Genomic DNA, 18,282 nt, shown 5'->3' with positions numbered 1-18,282 from the left:
GCTTGCGGGAGAGGGTGGCCGCAGGCCGGCGAGGGGATGGATCCCCGAGGTAGGGCAACGCATGGAGCAGTTGCCGGGAGAGGGTTTCTGTAAAAGGTAGTCGGGCCAATCCGTGCGCGTTTTACAGAAACCCTCTCCCTTAATCCCTCTCCCGTAAACGGGAGAGGGGACAAGAAGAGTCCCGCAGCCCGGTTTCGTGCAGCGAAGCCGGGAGCGCCGGTCAAAGTGTGCTCCCGCCTTGCCTTTGGCAACCCAGGCGACGGCCTATTGCGTCTTTGCTGGCTCCAGCCAGATCCGCCCATCCTTGTACACACGCCCGCTGGCCTTCAGTGCCGTCTCCTGGTCCTCGATCTGCTGGTGCACGTTCACCGGCGGCGCCAGCAGCGCATCGCGCCCCAGCGCATAGGACTGCTCGCGCACCACGGTGAGATAGGCCTTGCCCAGCGCCAGCGCCCGCTCGCGCGAGGGGGCGACCAGTTCCAGCAGTCCGCGCTCGCTGGCCAGTGCGGCATCCACGCGCTTTTCATCGAGCCGCCCGTCACGGAAGAACCGTGACAGCATCTCCGCGTTGGCGCGGAACTCATCGCCGCCACCGGTGCGCCGCAGGTACTGGCGGTACTCGCCCTTGCGGCCGCCGGCCTGCGGCGTGTCGCGTTGTCCGGCGACGCGCTGCAATCCCCAGCCCTCGGCGCCGGGCAGCTTGCGCGGCAGGCTGAAGCTCTGGTCCACGGTGACGCCGATGCCGGTGTGGCAGCCCATGCAGTAGAGCTGCTCCTCGCGCGTCTGCAGGCGCAGCCGGCCCTGCGCGTCCTCGATGTAGCCCTGCAGCTGCCAGCCGAAGACATTGCTCTGCCCGGTGAAGGCATTGCCGGCGTAGTGCGCCCGTCCGCCGACCTCGCGCTCGCGGGCCTCCTCTTCGTAGTGCAGGCGCACCGACTGCGCATCCACCGCGGTCTCCTTGCGTGAGTAGCGCAGCTCCTTGAGCCGCGCGGCGCGCAGCTCCGGCGCGTCCGGATCGACGTAGTGCACCGGGTGCAGGAACTCCGTGCCCGGCGGGTAGCTGTAGCGCTGCACCGCGATGCCGGCCGCGCCGCCGGCATAGTGCGCCGGCAGGCCGCGCAGGCCGGTCACGCCGAAGGACAGCCGGCCATCGCCATCCAGATCCAGTCCGGCGCTGGTTTCGTCCAGCGCCTCCACCGGCAGGCGCAGCGCGGCGTCGGCCACGCGGTCCGGCACGGCCACTGCCGCCTCGACGATCGCCAGGTTCACGCGGTACACCCCCTCGGAAGGCCGCCCGGCCGCGTCGCTGCGGAAGGCCAACGGCAGGCGGATCATCGCCGTGTCGGTGGCACCGTTGGTGGGCCAGAAGGTGCCGGGGAAGGGCTTGTAGCGGTAGGCGCGCCAGCCGCTGCCGTCGCGGGCGAAGCCGGCGGCATCGAAGCCGCGCGGGTAGTCCAGGTCGGGGCTCCAGCCGCGGAAGTCCGGCATGCGCGCCATGGCCTGGCGCAGCGCGGCGTAGTTGTCCTGGCGGATCCAGGCCAGGATTTCGGCGTCGCCGATCGCGGCGATGCCGGCGCGGCGGTCGCGGAACAGGTTGTGCCAGTGGTTGGTCCGGCCCAGCGCGCTGAAGTCGTAGCGGCGCTGCAGTTCCCAGTCGTCGGCGCGGTTGGCGCCGTTGGCCGTGGTGTGGCAGACCCAGCAGGGGTTCGACTCGCCGCCGGTGCGGGTGTAGCACTGCGGCGGCACGCCGGCCTCGACGTTGCCGATGCGCCCCTGGGCCGCCGCGGTGGCGGCTGCCAGCGGGTCGTAGGCCGCCGGCGCGGGGGGCTGCGGCGATGGCTGGCAGGCCGCCAGCGCGGCGGCCAGCAGCAGGCCGGGACCGCGCGGGGCCTGCACCTCAGGTCTTCGGCGGCAGTTCCGGCATCTTCACGGTGAAGACGTCCTCGCCGAAGCTCTTTTGCGCCGACGCGCCGGCGTAGCCGAGATAGGGCAGGCCGAACAGGTCCTGCACGCTGCGCAGCATCGAGTAGTGGTTGTAGGGCTGCATCGACACCGTGCCGGGCTTGATCAGCGGCGACAGCAGCACCGCGCCGACGCGGCCGCCGCCCAGGCCGGTGAGGCCGGGCAGCAGGCTGTTGGGCGTGGGGCCGGCGCCGCAGCAGCCGCTGGAGTCGGACTGCGGGCCGTCGGACTCGTCGAAGGTGATGATCAGCAGGCCGTCCTGGCGGAAGGCCGGGGAGGCCAGGATCTTCGGCACCCAGTCCTGTAGGAAGCCGTTGATCGACTCCAGGCCGCCGGGTTCGCCGTTGGCGCAGGGTGAATCGTGGCCGTCGTGGCAGAGGCTGGGGGTAATGAAGGAATAGGCCGGGGTGGTGGCCGCCGAGCGCAGGTCGGCCGCCAGCGCGTTCAGGTTGACCACCCGCTCGTCGCAGTAGGCCTGGTCGTCGATCACGCTGTGGAAGTACATGAAGGGGTTGTGGCGGGTGGCGTAGCTGTCCTGCTCGCTGGCTGCCTGGGTGCTGTCCACCGTGCCGATCGCAGGGTGGGCGCAGGTCGCCGCCTCGCGCCCGGCTTCGGCGCCCATGTCCTCCATGTAGCCCTTCCAGGAGAGGCCCTTGGCGCGCAGCTGGTCCGGCAGGCTGGTCACGCTGGAGGGGTAGACGCAGCCCTGGCCCACGGCCTGGCCGTTGAGCGCCGCCACCGGCGGGCTGCCGGCGAACTCGGCGAAGACGATGCAGTCGGTCTGGGTGATCAGGTTGGGCCCCTGGCCGCTGATCATGGCGATGTAGTTGTCCAGGCTGACGTGACCGATGCCGTAGTAGTTCTGCAGCAGCGCGCCCTGTGCCACCAGGGTCTTGGCCAGGTAGGGGGCCAGGGAGTCGTCGGCGAAGCTCTTGGCGTAGTCCTTGTTCTCCAGGACGATCACGAAGACATGGCCGACGCGCTTGGGCAGGCTGGCGCCGCCCCCGCTGCCGTTGCCGCTGCAGGCGACCAGGGAAACCAGCAGCACGGACAGCGAAAGGAAGAAGGCAGCGGGGTGGGGAAGGCGCATGGAGGGGTTCGGGTGGCCTGGAGGGGCTGCCTGGGGCAAAAAGCAGGGTGGATGCCGGATTCTATGACGCGGTAATGACGTCATGGTGATTTAATGCCTGCCAGAGGCCTAAAAAATCATCCGATTTTGACTTGACGCGACCCCACCTTGCCCCGAGAATACGCGGCTCTTCGGGGGCGAAAGCGCCGGAGGACCGGCGGAGAGATACTCAAGCGGCCAACGAGGGCAGACTGTAAATCTGCTGGCTTACGCCTACGGTGGTTCGAATCCACCTCTCTCCACCAGATTTGCTGTGCGGGTCTGCCTGGCGGGAGTAGTTCAATGGTAGAACTTCGGCCTTCCAAGCCGATAGCGCGGGTTCGATTCCCGTCTCCCGCTCCAGCACCGCGGTTGCTGTAGATGACAGATTGCCCACGTAGCTCAGTCGGTAGAGCACACCCTTGGTAAGGGTGAGGTCGAAGGTTCGATTCCTTTCGTGGGCACCATATATGTAGGGATTCGCGGTGTCGGGTCCCGATCTTTTTTCCCGCCGGCCGGCAGGCTGTGGCGGGTTTTGGCGTAGATGGAAACCCGCCCTCGCGGGACCACGTTCAGGCTACTTTCACTTAAGAATCGGTAACCCCGGAGACTTCGATGGCAAAGGAAAAATTCGAGCGCAAGAAGCCGCACGTGAACGTGGGCACGATTGGTCACGTTGACCATGGCAAGACCACGACGACGGCCGCGCTGACGAAGGTGTCTGCGGACAAGTTCGGCGGCCTGTACGTGCCTTACGACCAGGTGGCCAAGGCCTCCGAGAGCCAGGGCCGTCGCGACGCGACCAAGATCCTGACGATCGCCACCAGCCACGTCGAGTACGAAACCGCCAACCGCCACTACGCGCACGTTGACTGCCCGGGTCACGCGGACTACGTCAAGAACATGATCACCGGTGCCGCGCAGATGGACGGCGCGATCCTGGTCGTGTCGGCGACCGACGGCCCGATGCCGCAGACCCGCGAGCACGTGCTGCTGGCCAAGCAGGTCAACGTTCCGAAGATCGTGGTCTGGCTGAACAAGTGCGACCTGGTCGACGACGCCGAACTGCTCGACCTGGTCGAGATGGAAGTGCGCGACCTGCTGAGCAAGTACGGTTTCGACGGCGACAACACCCCGGTGATCCGCGGTGCTGCCGTCAAGGCCATCCAGGGCGACGCCGAGTGGGTAGCCAAGCTCCAGGAGCTGTATGACGCCCTGGACACCTGGATCCCGGAGCCGCCGCGCGAGACCGACAAGCCGTTCCTGCTGCCGGTGGAAGACGTGTTCTCCATCTCTGGCCGCGGCACCGTGGTGACCGGCCGTATCGAGCGTGGCATCGTCAAGGTTGGCGAAGAAGTCGAGATCGTCGGCATCCGCGACACCCAGAAGACCATCGTCACGGGCGTCGAGATGTTCCGCAAGCTGCTGGACCAGGGCCAGGCGGGCGACAACGTCGGCCTGCTGCTGCGCGGCACCAAGAAGGAAGACGTCGAGCGCGGCCAGGTGCTGTGCAAGCCGGGCACGATCAAGCCTCACGCCAAGTTCAATGGCGAGGTTTACGTGCTGACCAAGGAAGAGGGCGGCCGTCACACGCCGTTCTTCAAGGGTTACCGTCCGCAGTTCTACTTCCGCACCACCGACGTGACCGGTTCGATCACGTTCGAGCAGGAAATGGTGATGCCGGGCGACAACGTGCAGATGCTGGTTGAGCTGATCAACCCGATCGCCATGGAAGAGGGTGTTCGTTTCGCCATTCGCGAGGGCGGTCGTACCGTCGGCGCCGGCGTCGTGACGAAGATCCTGGCCTAAAAAGCCCGGTGTTTTGACAGGCGGGCGCGGATTCTCGTAGAATCCGCGCCCCTTTTTGGCTTTACCGCGGTAGATAACGTAGGGCGATAGCTCAACTGGTAGAGCGGCGGTCTCCAAAACCGCAGGTTGGGGGTTCGAAACCCTCTCGCCCTGCCATACCCCGCGTTAAAAAGCACCGTGACTGACGAGTTGACCAGGGTTAATGGATACCCAGACCACTGAACAACAAGCCGTTTCCTCCCATAAGGACACGGCGCTGCTGATTGTTGCCGTGGCCCTGTTGGTCGGCGGCATGTTCGCGTTCTATTACTTCGCGGAGGCCAACCTGGCCGTCCGCTGGCTGATCATGCTGGGTGGCCTGGCCGCCGGCCTGTTCGCCGCCTACAAGACCGCGCCGGGCAAGGCCCTGTGGGGTTACGTCACCGGCGCCCGCACCGAGCTGCGCAAGGTCGTATGGCCGAGCAAGCAGGAAAGCATCCAGGCGACGCTGATGATCGCCGTGGTGGTGCTGATCATGGCCGTGCTGCTCTGGGGCCTGGATACGGCCCTGTTGTGGGGCGTCGAAAAACTCACCGGCCGAGGGTCCTGAGATGACCATGCGCTGGTACGTCGTTCACGCTTATTCGCAGTACGAGAATTCCGTCATGCGGGCCCTCAAGGAGCGCATCGTGCGCCAGGGCCTGCAGGAGCAGTTCGGCGACATCCTGGTTCCGACCGAAGAGGTCGTGGAAATCAAGGATGGCGTCAAGCGCACCACGGAGCGCAAGTTCTTCCCGGGCTACGTGCTCGTTCAGATGGAAATGAACGAAGACACCTGGCACCTGGTCAAGAACACGCCCAAGGTCATGGGCTTCATCGGCGGCACGCCGGACAAGCCGGCGCCGATTTCCGACAAGGAAGCCGAAAAGATCTTGAACCGCGTCACCGAGTCCGTCGAGAAGCCGCGTCCCAAGACGCTGTTCGAGCCGGGCGAAGCGATCCGCGTCAAGGAAGGCCCGTTCGCGGACTTCCAGGGCGTGGTCGAAGAGGTCAACTACGACAAGAACCGCCTGCGCGTCGCAGTGCTGATCTTCGGTCGTTCGACCCCGGTCGAGCTCGAATTTTCACAGGTCGAGAAGGCTTAAAAGGCCTTTTCGTTGTTTCACGGGGAGCCGCAAGGCGTTCGTACCCATCAGGAGTAAAACATGGCTAAGAAAGTAACGGCCTACATCAAGCTGCAGATTCCTGCAGGCAAGGCCAACCCGGCGCCGCCGGTCGGTCCCGCGCTGGGCCAGAACGGCGTCAACATCATGGCGTTCTGCAAGGAGTTCAACGCAGCGACGCAGAAGCTCGAGCCGGGTATCCCGACTCCGGTCGTGATCACCGTCTACTCGGACAAGAGCTTCACGTTCATCACCAAGACGGCTCCGGCCACGGTGCTGATCAAGAAGGCCGCTGGCATCGAGTCCGGTTCGCCGACGCCGCACACCCACAAGGTGGGCAAGATCACCAAGAAGCAGGTCGAAGAGATCGCCAAGATCAAGATGCCCGACCTGAACGCCGGCAGCATGGACGCCGCAATGCGCCTGATCGCCGGTTCCGCCCGTTCCATGGGCATCGACGTGGTGGAGAAGTAAGCCATGGCGAAGATCACCAAGAAGCAGAAGTCCCTGACCGGCAAGGTCGAGCAGGGCAAGCACTACACGCTCGAGCAGGCCATCGAACTGGTCAAGGCTTGCGCCACCGCCAAGTTCAAGGAATCGGTGGACATGTCCATCAACCTGGGCGTGGATGCCAAGAAGTCCGACCAGAACGTGCGCGGCTCCACCGTGCTGCCGCACGGCAATGGCAAGTCGGTCCGCGTTGCCGTGTTCGCGCAGGGCGCCAAGGCTGAAGAAGCCAGGGCCGCCGGCGCTGACGCCGTGGGCATGGAAGACCTCGCCGCCAAGATGAAGGACGGCGACCTGAGCTATCAGGTCGTGATCGCCGAGCCGGCCGCGATGCGCATCGTCGGCGGTCTGGGCCAGGTGCTCGGTCCCCGCGGCCTGATGCCGAACCCGAAGACCGGCACGGTGACCCCGGATGTCGCCGGCGCGGTGAAGAACGCCAAGGCCGGTATGGCCAAGTTCCGCACCGACAAGGCAGGCATCCTGCACTGCTCGATCGGTTCGGCCAACTTCGACGCCGACAAGATCAAGGACAACCTGATCGCCGTCGTGCGCGACGTGCGCCGCGCCAAGCCGGCCACGTCCAAGGGTATCTACATCCGCAAGGTGACCCTGTCGACGACGATGGGCCCTGGCGTGCGCGTCGATATCTCGACGCTGCCCGAGTAAGCAGATTCGATCGGGCACCGGGGTAAACCCGGTGCCCGATGATGATTTGGTAGCGTGGTGTGAAAGCCACGCCGTCAAAGACCGTATGTAGGAACCGGAGCGGTTGGCCGGCGATGTTAAAGGCCGCAAGGCCGCATACGCAGACGGTGCGTGAGCACCGAACATGGTGGCCTGACCCGCAAGGGAAGGGCCTTACAGGAAGTAACCAGGAGTTCTGATGGCACTCAAGCTGGAAGACAAGAAGGCCCTGGTTGCGGAAGTGAACGAAGTCGCCAAGCGCGCCTATTCCGCCGTTGCTGCGGAATATCGCGGCCTGACGGCCGGCAAGTTCGACATCCTGCGCACGAAGGCCCGTGAAAACGGCGTCTATCTGCACGTGGTGAAGAACACGCTGGCGGTCCGCGCCGTCGAGGGAACCGAATTCGCGTGCCTTGTGCCCGCGCTGACCGGTCCCCTGGTGCTCGGTTTCTCCCTCGAGGAACCGGGTGCCGTAGGTCGCGTGATCAGGGATTTCGCCAAGGAAAACGACAAGCTTGTCGTCAAGGCGGTTGCGGTCGGCGGCACCCTGTACGGGGCCAAGGACATCGAACGTCTGGCGTCCATGCCGACCCGCGAGCAGGCACTGGCCATTCTGGCCGGTACCCTCCTGGCGCCGGTTACCAAGCTCGCCGCCACCCTGGCGGAGCCCGCTGCGAAGGCTGCCCGTGCCGTCAAGGCCGTGGCGGACTCCAAGCAGGCTGCCTAGTTCATCTCCTCAAGTTTCGGCTTTTCACACTTAACATTTATTTGGAGTTTCACAAATGGCTACGAAAGAAGAAATTCTTGACGGTATCGCCAACCTGACCGTTCTGGATCTGGTTGACCTCGTCAAGCTGATCGAAGACAAGTTCGGCGTGTCCGCTGCTGCCCCGGTGGCTGTTGCCGCCGCCGGCCCGGCTGCTGCTGCCGCCGTGGTTGAAGAGAAGACCGAGTTCACGGTCGTCCTGTCCTCGATCGACGCTGCCAAGAAGGTCAACGTCATCAAGGTCGTGCGCGAGCTGACCGGCCTGGGTCTGAAGGAAGCCAAGGACCTGGTCGAAGGCGCTCCGCAGACCGTGAAGGATGGCGTCGACAAGAAGACCGCCGAGGAAATGAAGAAGAAGCTGGACGAAGCTGGCGGCAAGGCCGATCTCAAGTAATCGACCGCGTCGTTGTCTTCGACTGCTGCTTCGAAGTGACAAGGCAAGGGCTGGGCGCGAAAGCGCCCGGCCTCTTGCCATTTTCGGTTTCCGCCCGTAAGGGCTTGCTGTAAAGCGAACTCAAACGCCTGGCTACAGGCCAGACGTTTGAGTTTGTAACCGCGCTACCGCGCAAGACTGATGAGGGTTCCGATGGCCTACTCGTTCACCGAGAAAAAGCGCATCCGCAAGGATTTCAGCAAGCTGAAGGAAACGCTGGAGATCCCGTACCTGCTGGCGACGCAGATCGATTCGTACCGGGACTTTCTCCAGGCGGAAATCCAGGCAAGCAAGCGCCGCGACTCCGGCCTGCAGGCCTCGTTCCGCTCCGTCTTCCCGATGGTGAGCTACAACAACGCCGCTGCCCTCGAGTTCGTGAAATACCGTCTCGACGAGCCGGTGTTCGAAGAGAAGGAATGCCGCGTGCGCGGCATGACCTACGCCGCGCCGCTCAAGGTGACCGTGCGCCTGGTGATCTTCGACCGCGAGTCCAAGGAGCGCAAGATCAAGGACGTGCGTGAGCAGGAGGTCTACCTGGGCGAAGTTCCGCTCATGACCGATCACGGCACCTTCATCATCAACGGCACCGAGCGTGTCGTCGTGTCGCAGCTGCACCGTTCGCCCGGCGTGTTCTTCGACCACGACAAGGGCAAGACCCACAGCTCCGGCAAGCTGCTGTACTCGGCCCGCATCATTCCGTACCGCGGCTCCTGGCTGGACTTCGAGTACGACCCGAAGGACAACCTGTTCGCCCGTATCGACCGCCGCCGCAAGCTGCCGGTCACCATCGTGCTGCGCGCGCTGGGCTACAACAACGAGCAGATGCTCGCGATGTTCCACGAGCAGAACACCTTCCGCCTCGAGAAGGAAGGCGCCAGCCTCGACCTGATCCCGGAACGCCTGAAGGGCGAGAAGGCCCAGTTCGACATCATTGCCGACGGCAAGACCCTGGTCGAAGAGAGCAAGCTGATCACGGCGCGTCACATCAAGATGATCGCCGAGGCCGGCCTCAAGCGCCTGTCCGTGCCCGACAGCTACCTGGTCGGCAAGATCATCGCGCGTGACCTGGTGGACGGCAGCTCCGGCGAAGTGCTGGCCGCCGCCAACACCGAAGTCACCGAGCAGCTGCTGCCCAAGCTGCGCGCCTCCGGCGTCAAGGAAATCCCGGCCCTCTACGTCAACGACGTGGACAAGGGTCCGTACATTTCCACCACGCTGAACATCGATCCGACCAAGACCAAGCTGGAAGCCCTGGTCGAGATCTATCGCATGATGCGCCCCGGCGAGCCGCCCACCAAGGAAGCCGCCGAAGCGCTGTTCCACGGCATGTTCTTCTCGCCCGAGAAGTACGACCTGTCGGCCGTGGGCCGCATGAAGTTCAACCGCCGCCTGCGCCGCGACACCGTCGAAGGCCCGGGCGTGGTGTACGACGGCGAGCTGTTCAACAAGCTCAACGACGAGAACTCCAAGAAGCTGTTCGCGCAGTTCGGCCGTGAGCGTTCCGACATCGTCGACGTGGTGCGCGAGATCATCGCCATCCGCAACGGCGAGCAGCAGACCGACGATATCGACCACCTCGGCAACCGCCGCATCCGTGCGGTGGGCGAGATGACCGAGAACGTCTTCCGCACCGGCCTGGTGCGCGTCGAGCGCGCCGTGCGCGAGCGCCTGGCGCTGGCCGAGGCCGAGAACCTGACGCCGCAGGACCTGATCAACGCCAAGCCGGTGTCGGCCGCGATCAAGGAGTTCTTCGGTTCGTCGCAGCTGTCGCAGTTCATGGACCAGAACAACCCGCTGTCGGAGGTCACGCACAAGCGTCGCGTGTCCGCCCTCGGCCCGGGCGGCCTGACGCGCGAGCGCGCCGGCTTCGAAGTCCGCGACGTGCACCCGACCCACTACGGTCGCGTCTGCCCGATCGAAACGCCTGAAGGCCCGAACATCGGCCTGATCAACTCGCTGGCCTGCTACGCGCGGACCAACGAGTACGGCTTCCTGGAAACCGCCTACCGCAAGGTCGTCGACGGCAAGGTCACCGAGCAGGTGGAATACCTGTCCGCGATCGAAGAAGGCCGCTACGTCATCGCCCAGGCGAACTCGGAGCTGAACGCCAAGAACCAGTTCAGCGCCGACCTGGTGTCGGTGCGCTTCCAGAACGAATTCACCATGATGGCGCCGGACAAGGTCCAGTACATGGACGTGTCGCCGCGCCAGATCGTGTCGGTCGCTGCCGCGCTGATCCCGTTCCTGGAGCATGACGACGCCAACCGCGCCCTGATGGGTTCGAACATGCAGCGCCAGGCCGTTCCGACGCTGCGCGCCGACAAGCCGCTGGTCGGTACCGGCATCGAACGCCGCGTGGCGGTCGACTCCGGCAACGCCATCCAGGCGCGCCGCGGTGGCCTGGTCGAAAAGGTCGACGCCGGCCGCGTGGTCATCCGCGTCAACGACGACGAGACTGTCGCCGGCGAAGCGGGCGTGGACATCTACAACTTCGTCAAGTACGTCCGTTCCAACCAGAACACCTGCATCAACCAGAAGCCGATCGTGAAGCCGGGCGACACCGTCGCGCGTGGCGACGTGATCGCCGACGGTCCTTCGACCGACCTGGGCGAGCTGGCGCTGGGCCAGAACATGCTGATCGCGTTCATGCCCTGGAACGGCTACAACTTCGAGGACTCGATCCTGATCTCGGAGCGTGTCGTCGAGGAGGATCGCTTCACCACGATCCACATCGAGGAGCTGACCTGCGTTGCCCGCGAAACCAAGCTCGGGCCCGAGGAAATCACCGCCGACATCCCGAACGTCAACGAGGCCGCCCTGCGCAAGCTGGATGAAGCCGGCATCGTCTACATCGGCGCCGAGGTCAAGGCCGGCGATCTGCTGAGCGGCAAGGTCACTCCGAAGGGCGAGACCCAGCTGACGCCGGAAGAGAAGCTGCTGCGCGCGATCTTCGGCGAGAAGGCCAGCGACGTGAAGGACACCTCGCTGCGCGTGCCGGCCGGCATGGACGGCACCGTCATCGACGTGCGCGTGTTCACGCGTGAAGGCGTCAAGAAGGACAAGCGTGCCCTGGCGATCGAGGAGTCCGAACTGGCTTCCGTGCGCAAGGACTTGAACGACCAGCAGCGCATCTTCGAGGACGACATCTACGATCGTCTGCGCAAGATCCTGCTGGGCAAGGTCGCCGACGGCGGCCCCAACAAGCTGAAGAAGGGCGAGAAGGTCACCGCGGCCTACCTCGACGGCATCGAGCGCGAGAAGTGGTTCGAGATTCGCCTGCAGGAGGACGAAGCCCAGAACCAGCTGGAAGGCGCCGCCAAGCAGCTCAAGGACATGCGCTCGGAGTTCGACAAGCGCTACGAGAACAAGAAGCGCAAGATCACCGCTGGCGACGAGCTGTCGCCGGGCGTGCTGAAGATGGTCAAGGTCTACCTGGCCGTGAAGCGCCGCATCCAGCCGGGCGACAAGATGGCCGGTCGCCACGGCAACAAGGGCGTGATCTCGCAGATCGTGCCGGTGGAGGACATGCCGCACATGGATGACGGCACCCCCGTCGACATCGTGCTCAACCCGCTGGGCGTGCCTTCGCGCATGAACATCGGCCAGCTGCTCGAAGTCCATCTGGGCTGGGCGGCCAAGGGCATCGGCAAGAAGATCGACGACATGCTCAAGCAGCAGAAGGCGATCGGCGAGCTGCGCAAGTTCCTCGACAAGATCTACAACAAGACCAGCACCGGTGTGCAGTCGGTCAACCTCGAGCAGTTCACCGACGAGGAGGTCATCGGCCTTGCGCGCAACCTGACCGGTGGCGTGCCGATGTCGACCCCGGTGTTCGACGGCGCTTCCGAGGAAGAGCTGAAGGACATGCTGGAGCTGGCGGGCCTGCCGCGCAACGGCCAGGCGACCCTCACCGACGGTCGTACCGGCGAGCCGTTCTCGCGCCAGGTCACGGTCGGCTACATGTACATGCTGAAGCTGAACCACCTGGTCGACGACAAGATGCACGCGCGTTCGACCGGTCCGTACTCGCTCGTTACCCAGCAGCCGCTGGGCGGCAAGGCGCAGTTCGGTGGCCAGCGCTTCGGAGAAATGGAAGTCTGGGCGCTGGAAGCCTACGGCGCCGCGTACACGCTGCAGGAAATGCTGACGGTGAAGTCCGACGACACCAACGGCCGTACCCGCATGTACAAGGCCATCGTTGACGGCGATCACCGCATGCATGCTGGCATGCCGGAGTCGTTCAACGTGCTGGTCAAGGAAATCCGCTCGATCGGTCTGAACATCGAGCTGGAACAGAACCAGTAAGGCACCCGGACAGATATTAGGAGTTACCCATGAAAGAACTGTTCAATCTGCTCCGCAATCCCGAGGAAGCCGAGGACTTCGACGCCATCAAGATCGGCCTGTCGTCGCCCGAGGTGATCCGGTCCTGGTCGTACGGCGAGGTCAAGAAGCCGGAAACGATCAACTACCGCACCTTCAAGCCGGAGCGCGACGGCCTGTTCTGCGCCAAGATCTTCGGGCCCATCAAGGACTACGAGTGCCTGTGCGGCAAGTACAAGCGCCTCAAGCACCGCGGCGTGGTCTGCGAGAAGTGCGGCGTCGAAGTCACCGTGACCAAGGTGCGCCGCGAGCGCATGGGCCACATCGACCTGGCTTCGCCGGTCGCGCACATCTGGTTCCTCAAGTCGCTGCCGAGCCGTATCGGCCTGCTGCTGGACATGCCGCTGCGCGCCATCGAGCGAGTGCTCTACTTCGAAGCACACATCGTCGTCGACCCGGGCCTGACTCCGCTGGAGAAGGGCACGCTGCTGACCGAAGAGGACTATCTCAACAACGTCGAGCAGCACGGCGACGACTTCGACGCCCGCATGGGTGCCGAGGCCGTGCATGACCTGCTCAAGGGCATCGACCTGCAGAAGGAAGCGATGCGCCTGCGCGAGGAACTCGCCGGCACGACGTCCGAGACCAAGCTCAAGAAGCTCGGCAAGCGCCTCAAGCTGATCGAATACTTCATCTCCTCGGGCAACCGTCCGGAATGGATGATCCTGACCGTGCTGCCGGTGCTGCCGCCGGACCTGCGCCCGCTGGTGCCGCTGGACGGCGGCCGCTTCGCGACCTCGGATCTCAACGATCTGTACCGCCGCGTCATCAACCGCAACAACCGCCTCAAGCGCCTGCTCGAGCTGACCGCGCCGGACATCATCGTGCGCAACGAAAAGCGCATGCTGCAGGAGTCGGTTGACGCCCTGATCGACAACGGCCGCCGCGGCCGCGCGATCACCGGCACCAACAAGCGCCCGCTCAAGTCGCTCGCCGACATGATCAAGGGCAAGCAGGGTCGTTTCCGCCAGAATCTGCTCGGCAAGCGCGTCGACTACTCCGGCCGTTCGGTCATCGTGGTCGGCCCGACGCTGAAGCTGCACCAGTGCGGCCTGCCGAAGAAGATGGCGCTGGAGCTGTTCAAGCCCTTCGTCTTCTCGCGCCTGCAGCGCCTGGGCATCGCCACCACCATCAAGGCGGCGAAGAAGATGGTCGAGCGCGAAGAGCCGGTGGTCTGGGACGCGCTGGAAGAGTGCATCAAGGAGCATCCGGTTCTGCTGAACCGCGCGCCGACGCTGCATCGCCTGGGCATCCAGGCCTTCGAGCCGATCCTGATCGAAGGCAAGGCGATCAACCTGCACCCGCTGGTCTGCACGGCGTTCAACGCCGACTTCGACGGCGACCAGATGGCCGTCCACGTGCCGCTGTCGCTGGAAGCGCAGATCGAAGCGCGCGTGCTGATGATGTCGACCAACAACATCCTGTCGCCGGCGTCGGGCGATCCGATCATCGTGCCGTCGCAGGACGTCATTCTCGGCCTGTACTGGCTGTCGCGTGAGCGCGTCAACGCCAAGGGCGAGGGCATGGTGCTGGCCGACGTTTCCGAGGTGCACCGCGCCTACGAGAACGGCGAGCTCGACCTGCAGGCCAAGATCAAGGTCCGCCTGAACGACATCACCGAAGCCGGCGAGAAGATCACGCACATCGTCGACACGACGACCGGCCGCGCCCTGCTGTCCGACATCCTGCCGGAGACCATCCCGTTCTCGGTCATCAACAAGACCCTGACGAAGAAGGAAATCGGCCGCATCATCAACTACGTGTATCGCAAGGCCGGCACCAAGGACACCGTCGTGTTCGCCGACCAGATCATGTACGCGGGTTTCCGCATGTCGACCCGTGCCGGCATCTCCTTCTGCCTCGATGACATCATCGTGCCGGAAGAGAAGGCCCACATCCTCGAAGCCGCCGAAATCAAGGTCAAGGAAGTCGACACCGAGTACAACCAGGGTCTCACCACCCAGGGCGAGCGCAAGAACCGCGTGATCGACATCTGGTCGCGCGCCAACGACGACATCTCCAAGGCGATGATGGTGCGTATCGGCAGCGAAGCCGTGACCACCAAGGACGGCAAGCAGGCGCGCCAGCCCTCGTTCAACTCCGTGTTCATGATGGCCGACTCCGGCGCCCGTGGTAGCCAGGCGCAGATTCGCCAGCTGGCCGGTATGCGCGGCCTGATGGCCAAGCCGGACGGCTCGATCATCGAGACGCCGATCACCGCGAACTTCCGCGAGGGTCTGAACGTCCTGCAGTACTTCATCTCCACCCACGGTGCCCGCAAGGGCCTCGCGGATACGGCGCTCAAGACCGCCAACTCGGGTTACCTGACCCGCCGTCTGGTGGACGTGGCGCAGGACATGGTCGTCACCGGCCAGGACTGCGGCACCGAGCACGGCCTGCTGATGATGCCGATCGTGGAGGGTGGCGACATCCTCGAGCCGCTGCGCGACCGCGTGCTGGGCCGCGTGGTGCTGCGCGACGTCTACAAGCCGGGCGGCGACGACGAAGTCGTCATCCCGCAGGGCACCATGATCGACGAGCACTGGGCCGACACGCTGGAAAAGAACAGCGTCGACGAGGTCTGGGTCCGTTCGCCGATCACCTGCGAGCTGCCCTTCGGTGTCTGCGGCAAGTGCTACGGCCGCGACCTGGCCCGTGGCCACATCGTCAACATCGGCGAAGCGGTCGGCGTCATCGCCGCCCAGTCGATCGGCGAGCCGGGCACCCAGCTGACCATGCGTACCTTCCACGTCGGTGGTGCCGCCTCCCGTGCGGCCTCCAAGGACGGCGTGGACGCGCGCGCGGCCGGTACTGCGCGCCTGCACAACATCAAGACCGTCGTGAACAAGGACAAGCTGCTGGTGGCCGTGTCGCGTTCCGGTGAAATCGGCGTGATCGACGCCCAGGGCCGCGAGCGCGAGCGCTACAAGATCCCCTACGGCGCCACCATCGTGGTGCGCGACGGTGAGGAACTGAAGGCGGGCCAGCGCCTGGCCAAGTGGGATCCGCATACCCATCCGATCATCACCGAGCTGTCCGGCTTCGTGAAGTTCCAGGACTTCCAGGAAGGCATGACCGTCACCCGCGAGACCGACCCGCTGACGGGTATGGCCACGCTGGTGATCACCGACGCCAAGTCGCGTGGCTCGGCCGGCAAGGACATGAAGCCGACCATCATGCTGGTCGACGCCAAGGGCAAGCAGCTCAGCTTCCCCGGCACCGACATCCCGGCGGCCTACACCCTGCCGCCCAAGGCGATCATCACGGTCGAGGACGGCGACGAAGTGAATGTGGGCGGCGTCATTGCCCGTATCCCGCAGGAAGCCTCCAAGTCGCGCGACATCACCGGCGGTCTGCCGCGCGTCGCCGACCTGTTCGAGGCCCGCAAGCCGAAGGAACCGGCGGTCCTGGCGGAAGCCAACGGCACCATCAAGTTCGGCCCCGGCACCAAGGGCAAGCAGCGCATCAAGATCGTCCAGGGCGACGGTGAAGAAGTCGAGATCCTGGTACCCAAGTGGGTGGAAATCCGTGTGTTCGAAGGTGAACACGTCGAAAAGGGCGAAATCATTTCCGACGGCGAGCCGAGCCCGCACGACATCCTGCGCCTGCAGGGTGTGACCGCGCTGGCGAACTACCTCGTCAAGGAAATCCAGGACGTCTACCGCCTGCAGGGCGTGAAGATCAACGACAAGCACATCGAGACGATCATCCGCCAGATGCTGCGCAAGGTGGAGATCACGGAGACGGGCGATACCCGCTTCCTCACCGGTGAGCAGGTCGAGATCTTCCAGGTCCTGGCCGAGAACAAGAAGATCGTTGCCAATGGCGGCCGGTCCTCGAACTTCGAGCGCCAGCTGCTGGGCATCACCAAGGCCTCGCTGTCGACCGAGTCGTTCATCTCGGCGGCTTCGTTCCAGGAAACCACGCGCGTGCTCACCGAGGCCTCCGTGCGCGGTTCCCGCGACGAGCTGCGTGGCCTCAAGGAGAACGTCATCGTCGGCCGCCTGATCCCGGCCGGTACGGGCCTGGCCTACCACGAGCAGCGCCGCAAGGCGCGTGGCGGCAGCCTGCTGGCCGACCTCCAGGCTGCGGCGCTGAACAGCACCGGCAGCTTCGAGGCCAACTCCGGCGATCGCCTGGCGGCCCGTCTCTCGGCCGCCGTGGAAGACGAGGAGTCCGAGGGCGTTGCCGAGCGCGGTGACACCGAGGAAGAAGCCTCCGAGGATTGAAACCCGGTTTCCGGGTTTCCGTGAAACGGAAAAGCCCCGCCCAGCGCGGGGCTTTTCCGTCGGCACGGGTAGGAACAAAAGCTGACAATCTGTGAAAAAGTATTGAGTAGTAGTGCTTTGTTAAGCGCTATATAACCAGCGTCGCAGCATGGCCGGAAGAGCAGCGCAGCAAGCGCTCCACGGTGTTGACAAGTGCCTGTTTTGACTCCCCTAAAGAGTTGACACTAAAGGGCCTCCTGTCTATGATGCGCGCCCTTTCCCGACGGGCCCTTTCTTGTGGTCCGTCTTTTCTTTGCCAAGCCGGGAAGTACCAACGTGCCAACGATCAACCAGCTAGTGCGCAAGGGCCGCTCCACCCTGGAGACCAAGTCCAAAGTGCCTGCGCTCACGGGCTCGCCGCAGAAGCGCGGCGTCTGCACCCGCGTCTACACCACGACCCCGAAGAAGCCGAACTCGGCTCTGCGCAAGGTCTGCAAGGTGCGCCTCACCAATGGGTTCGAGGTCATCTCCTACATCGGCGGCGAAGGCCACAACCTGCAGGAGCATTCTGTCGTAATGATCCGCGGTGGCCGCGTAAAAGATCTTCCCGGTGTGCGCTACCACACCGTTCGCGGCACGCTCGACTGCGCGGGCATCGACAAGCGCCGCCAGAGCCGTTCCAAGTACGGCGCCAAGCGTCCCAAGGCCGGTGCTGCTCCGGCGGCCGGCAAGAAGAAGTAAAGACGGGCTCAGGCCCGAGTAAGGCGCAGATTTTCTGCTCCTGAAGACCCACAGAGGAATTCAATATGTCGCGTCGTCGCAAGCCGGAAATCCGCAAGGTTCTTCCCGACCCCAAGTTCAAGTCGCAGATGCTGTCCAAGTTCATCAACATGGTGATGGAGGACGGCAAGAAGGCCGTGGCCGAGAAGATCGTCTACGGTGCGATCGAGCAGGTCATCGCCAAGAAGAAGGTGACCGAGCCGGTCGAGTTCATCCAGAACGCTTTCGACAACGTCGCCCCGACGGTCGAGGTCAAGTCCCGCCGCGTCGGTGGTGCGACCTACCAGGTCCCGGTTGAAGTCCGCGCCACCCGCCGCGTCACGCTGGCGATGCGCTGGATTCTCGACGCCGCCGGCAACCGCGGCGAGAAGGGCATGATCGACCGCCTGGCCGGCGAGCTGATCGACGCCGTCGAGCACCGTGGCGCCGCTGTGAAGAAGCGTGAAGACACGCATCGCATGGCCGAGGCCAACAAGGCCTTCGCGCACTTCCGCTGGTAA

13 protein-coding genes and 4 tRNA genes are annotated in these 18,282 nt (G+C 64.5%); 15 read left to right on the top strand and 2 right to left on the bottom strand.

Features of this window, described 5'->3' with window-relative positions; all coding sequences use genetic code 11:
• Positions 1-264: 264 nt before the first annotated feature.
• On the bottom strand, positions 265-1,896 hold the full coding sequence (locus D0B54_RS20095) for a hypothetical protein (RefSeq protein ID WP_117293516.1): 1,632 nt from the start codon (positions 1,894-1,896) through the stop codon (positions 265-267).
• A 1-nt stretch (position 1,897) separates the two neighbouring features.
• Complete coding sequence (locus D0B54_RS20090) at positions 1,898-3,052, bottom strand: alkaline phosphatase family protein (protein WP_117293514.1); 1,155 nt, start codon at positions 3,050-3,052, stop codon at positions 1,898-1,900.
• A 198-nt stretch (positions 3,053-3,250) separates the two neighbouring features.
• Here D0B54_RS20090 and D0B54_RS20085 point away from each other — a divergent pair.
• From D0B54_RS20085 to rpsG, 15 genes are all read left to right on the top strand, one after another.
• A tRNA-Tyr gene (locus tag D0B54_RS20085) sits at positions 3,251-3,336 on the top strand.
• A gap of 23 nt (positions 3,337-3,359) precedes the next feature.
• Positions 3,360-3,433 (top strand) — tRNA-Gly (locus D0B54_RS20080).
• Positions 3,434-3,461: 28 nt separating this feature from the next.
• Positions 3,462-3,537 (top strand) — tRNA-Thr (locus D0B54_RS20075).
• A gap of 148 nt (positions 3,538-3,685) precedes the next feature.
• The gene (tuf, locus tag D0B54_RS20070) at positions 3,686-4,879 is read left to right on the top strand and encodes an elongation factor Tu (protein WP_117293493.1); all 1,194 of its coding nucleotides are present in this window, start codon (positions 3,686-3,688) and stop codon (positions 4,877-4,879) included.
• An 80-nt stretch (positions 4,880-4,959) separates the two neighbouring features.
• Positions 4,960-5,035: transfer RNA gene (locus tag D0B54_RS20065), tRNA-Trp, on the top strand.
• Between the two features lie 115 nt (positions 5,036-5,150).
• Positions 5,151-5,468, top strand: coding sequence for a preprotein translocase subunit SecE (gene secE / locus D0B54_RS20060; RefSeq protein ID WP_240433472.1), 318 nt, complete (start codon positions 5,151-5,153; stop codon positions 5,466-5,468).
• A gap of 1 nt (position 5,469) precedes the next feature.
• A complete protein-coding gene (gene nusG, locus D0B54_RS20055) occupies positions 5,470-6,003 on the top strand; it encodes a transcription termination/antitermination protein NusG (RefSeq protein ID WP_117293510.1) in 534 nt (177 codons plus the stop codon).
• 60 nt (positions 6,004-6,063) lie between these two features.
• Entirely contained in the window at positions 6,064-6,495 is a 432-nt protein-coding gene (rplK, locus tag D0B54_RS20050; RefSeq protein WP_117293508.1) for a 50S ribosomal protein L11, read from the top strand.
• A 3-nt stretch (positions 6,496-6,498) separates the two neighbouring features.
• On the top strand, positions 6,499-7,194 hold the full coding sequence (gene rplA / locus D0B54_RS20045) for a 50S ribosomal protein L1 (RefSeq protein ID WP_117293506.1): 696 nt from the start codon (positions 6,499-6,501) through the stop codon (positions 7,192-7,194).
• 217 nt (positions 7,195-7,411) lie between these two features.
• Positions 7,412-7,939 carry a 50S ribosomal protein L10 gene (gene rplJ / locus D0B54_RS20040; protein ID WP_117293505.1) on the top strand — a complete coding sequence of 176 codons (528 nt, stop codon included), beginning with the start codon at positions 7,412-7,414 and terminating at the stop codon, positions 7,937-7,939.
• Between the two features lie 55 nt (positions 7,940-7,994).
• The gene (gene rplL / locus D0B54_RS20035) at positions 7,995-8,372 is read left to right on the top strand and encodes a 50S ribosomal protein L7/L12 (RefSeq protein ID WP_117293503.1); all 378 of its coding nucleotides are present in this window, start codon (positions 7,995-7,997) and stop codon (positions 8,370-8,372) included.
• A 192-nt stretch (positions 8,373-8,564) separates the two neighbouring features.
• Complete coding sequence (gene rpoB / locus D0B54_RS20030) at positions 8,565-12,716, top strand: DNA-directed RNA polymerase subunit beta (RefSeq protein WP_117293501.1); 4,152 nt, start codon at positions 8,565-8,567, stop codon at positions 12,714-12,716.
• Between the two features lie 29 nt (positions 12,717-12,745).
• A complete protein-coding gene (gene rpoC / locus D0B54_RS20025) occupies positions 12,746-17,023 on the top strand; it encodes a DNA-directed RNA polymerase subunit beta' (protein WP_117293499.1) in 4,278 nt (1,425 codons plus the stop codon).
• Between the two features lie 315 nt (positions 17,024-17,338).
• Positions 17,339-17,743, top strand: a complete 405-nt coding sequence (gene rpsL / locus D0B54_RS20020; protein WP_104232428.1) for a 30S ribosomal protein S12 — start codon at positions 17,339-17,341, stop codon at positions 17,741-17,743.
• 65 nt (positions 17,744-17,808) lie between these two features.
• The gene (gene rpsG / locus D0B54_RS20015; RefSeq protein WP_117293497.1) at positions 17,809-18,282 is read left to right on the top strand and encodes a 30S ribosomal protein S7; all 474 of its coding nucleotides are present in this window, start codon (positions 17,809-17,811) and stop codon (positions 18,280-18,282) included.

This window comes from Solimonas sp. K1W22B-7 (assembly GCF_003428335.1).
Taxonomy (GTDB): Bacteria; Pseudomonadota; Gammaproteobacteria; order Nevskiales; family Nevskiaceae; genus Solimonas_A.
Note: the sequence above shows the minus strand (reverse complement) of the source record. Positions and strands in the feature narration are given on the sequence as shown.

Bases quoted from the DNA above. Each gene is read 5' to 3' on its own strand.
- D0B54_RS20090 (WP_117293514.1), bottom strand. From the start codon at position 3,052: ATGCGCCTTCCCCACCCCGCTGCCTTCTTCCTTTCGCTGTCCGTGCTG.
- tuf (WP_117293493.1), top strand. From the start codon at position 3,686: ATGGCAAAGGAAAAATTCGAGCGCAAGAAGCCGCACGTGAACGTGGGC.
- nusG (WP_117293510.1), top strand. From the start codon at position 5,470: ATGACCATGCGCTGGTACGTCGTTCACGCTTATTCGCAGTACGAGAAT.
- rplK (WP_117293508.1), top strand. From the start codon at position 6,064: ATGGCTAAGAAAGTAACGGCCTACATCAAGCTGCAGATTCCTGCAGGC.
- rplA (WP_117293506.1), top strand. From the start codon at position 6,499: ATGGCGAAGATCACCAAGAAGCAGAAGTCCCTGACCGGCAAGGTCGAG.
- rplJ (WP_117293505.1), top strand. From the start codon at position 7,412: ATGGCACTCAAGCTGGAAGACAAGAAGGCCCTGGTTGCGGAAGTGAAC.
- rplL (WP_117293503.1), top strand. From the start codon at position 7,995: ATGGCTACGAAAGAAGAAATTCTTGACGGTATCGCCAACCTGACCGTT.
- rpoB (WP_117293501.1), top strand. From the start codon at position 8,565: ATGGCCTACTCGTTCACCGAGAAAAAGCGCATCCGCAAGGATTTCAGC.
- rpoC (WP_117293499.1), top strand. From the start codon at position 12,746: ATGAAAGAACTGTTCAATCTGCTCCGCAATCCCGAGGAAGCCGAGGAC.
- rpsG (WP_117293497.1), top strand. From the start codon at position 17,809: ATGTCGCGTCGTCGCAAGCCGGAAATCCGCAAGGTTCTTCCCGACCCC.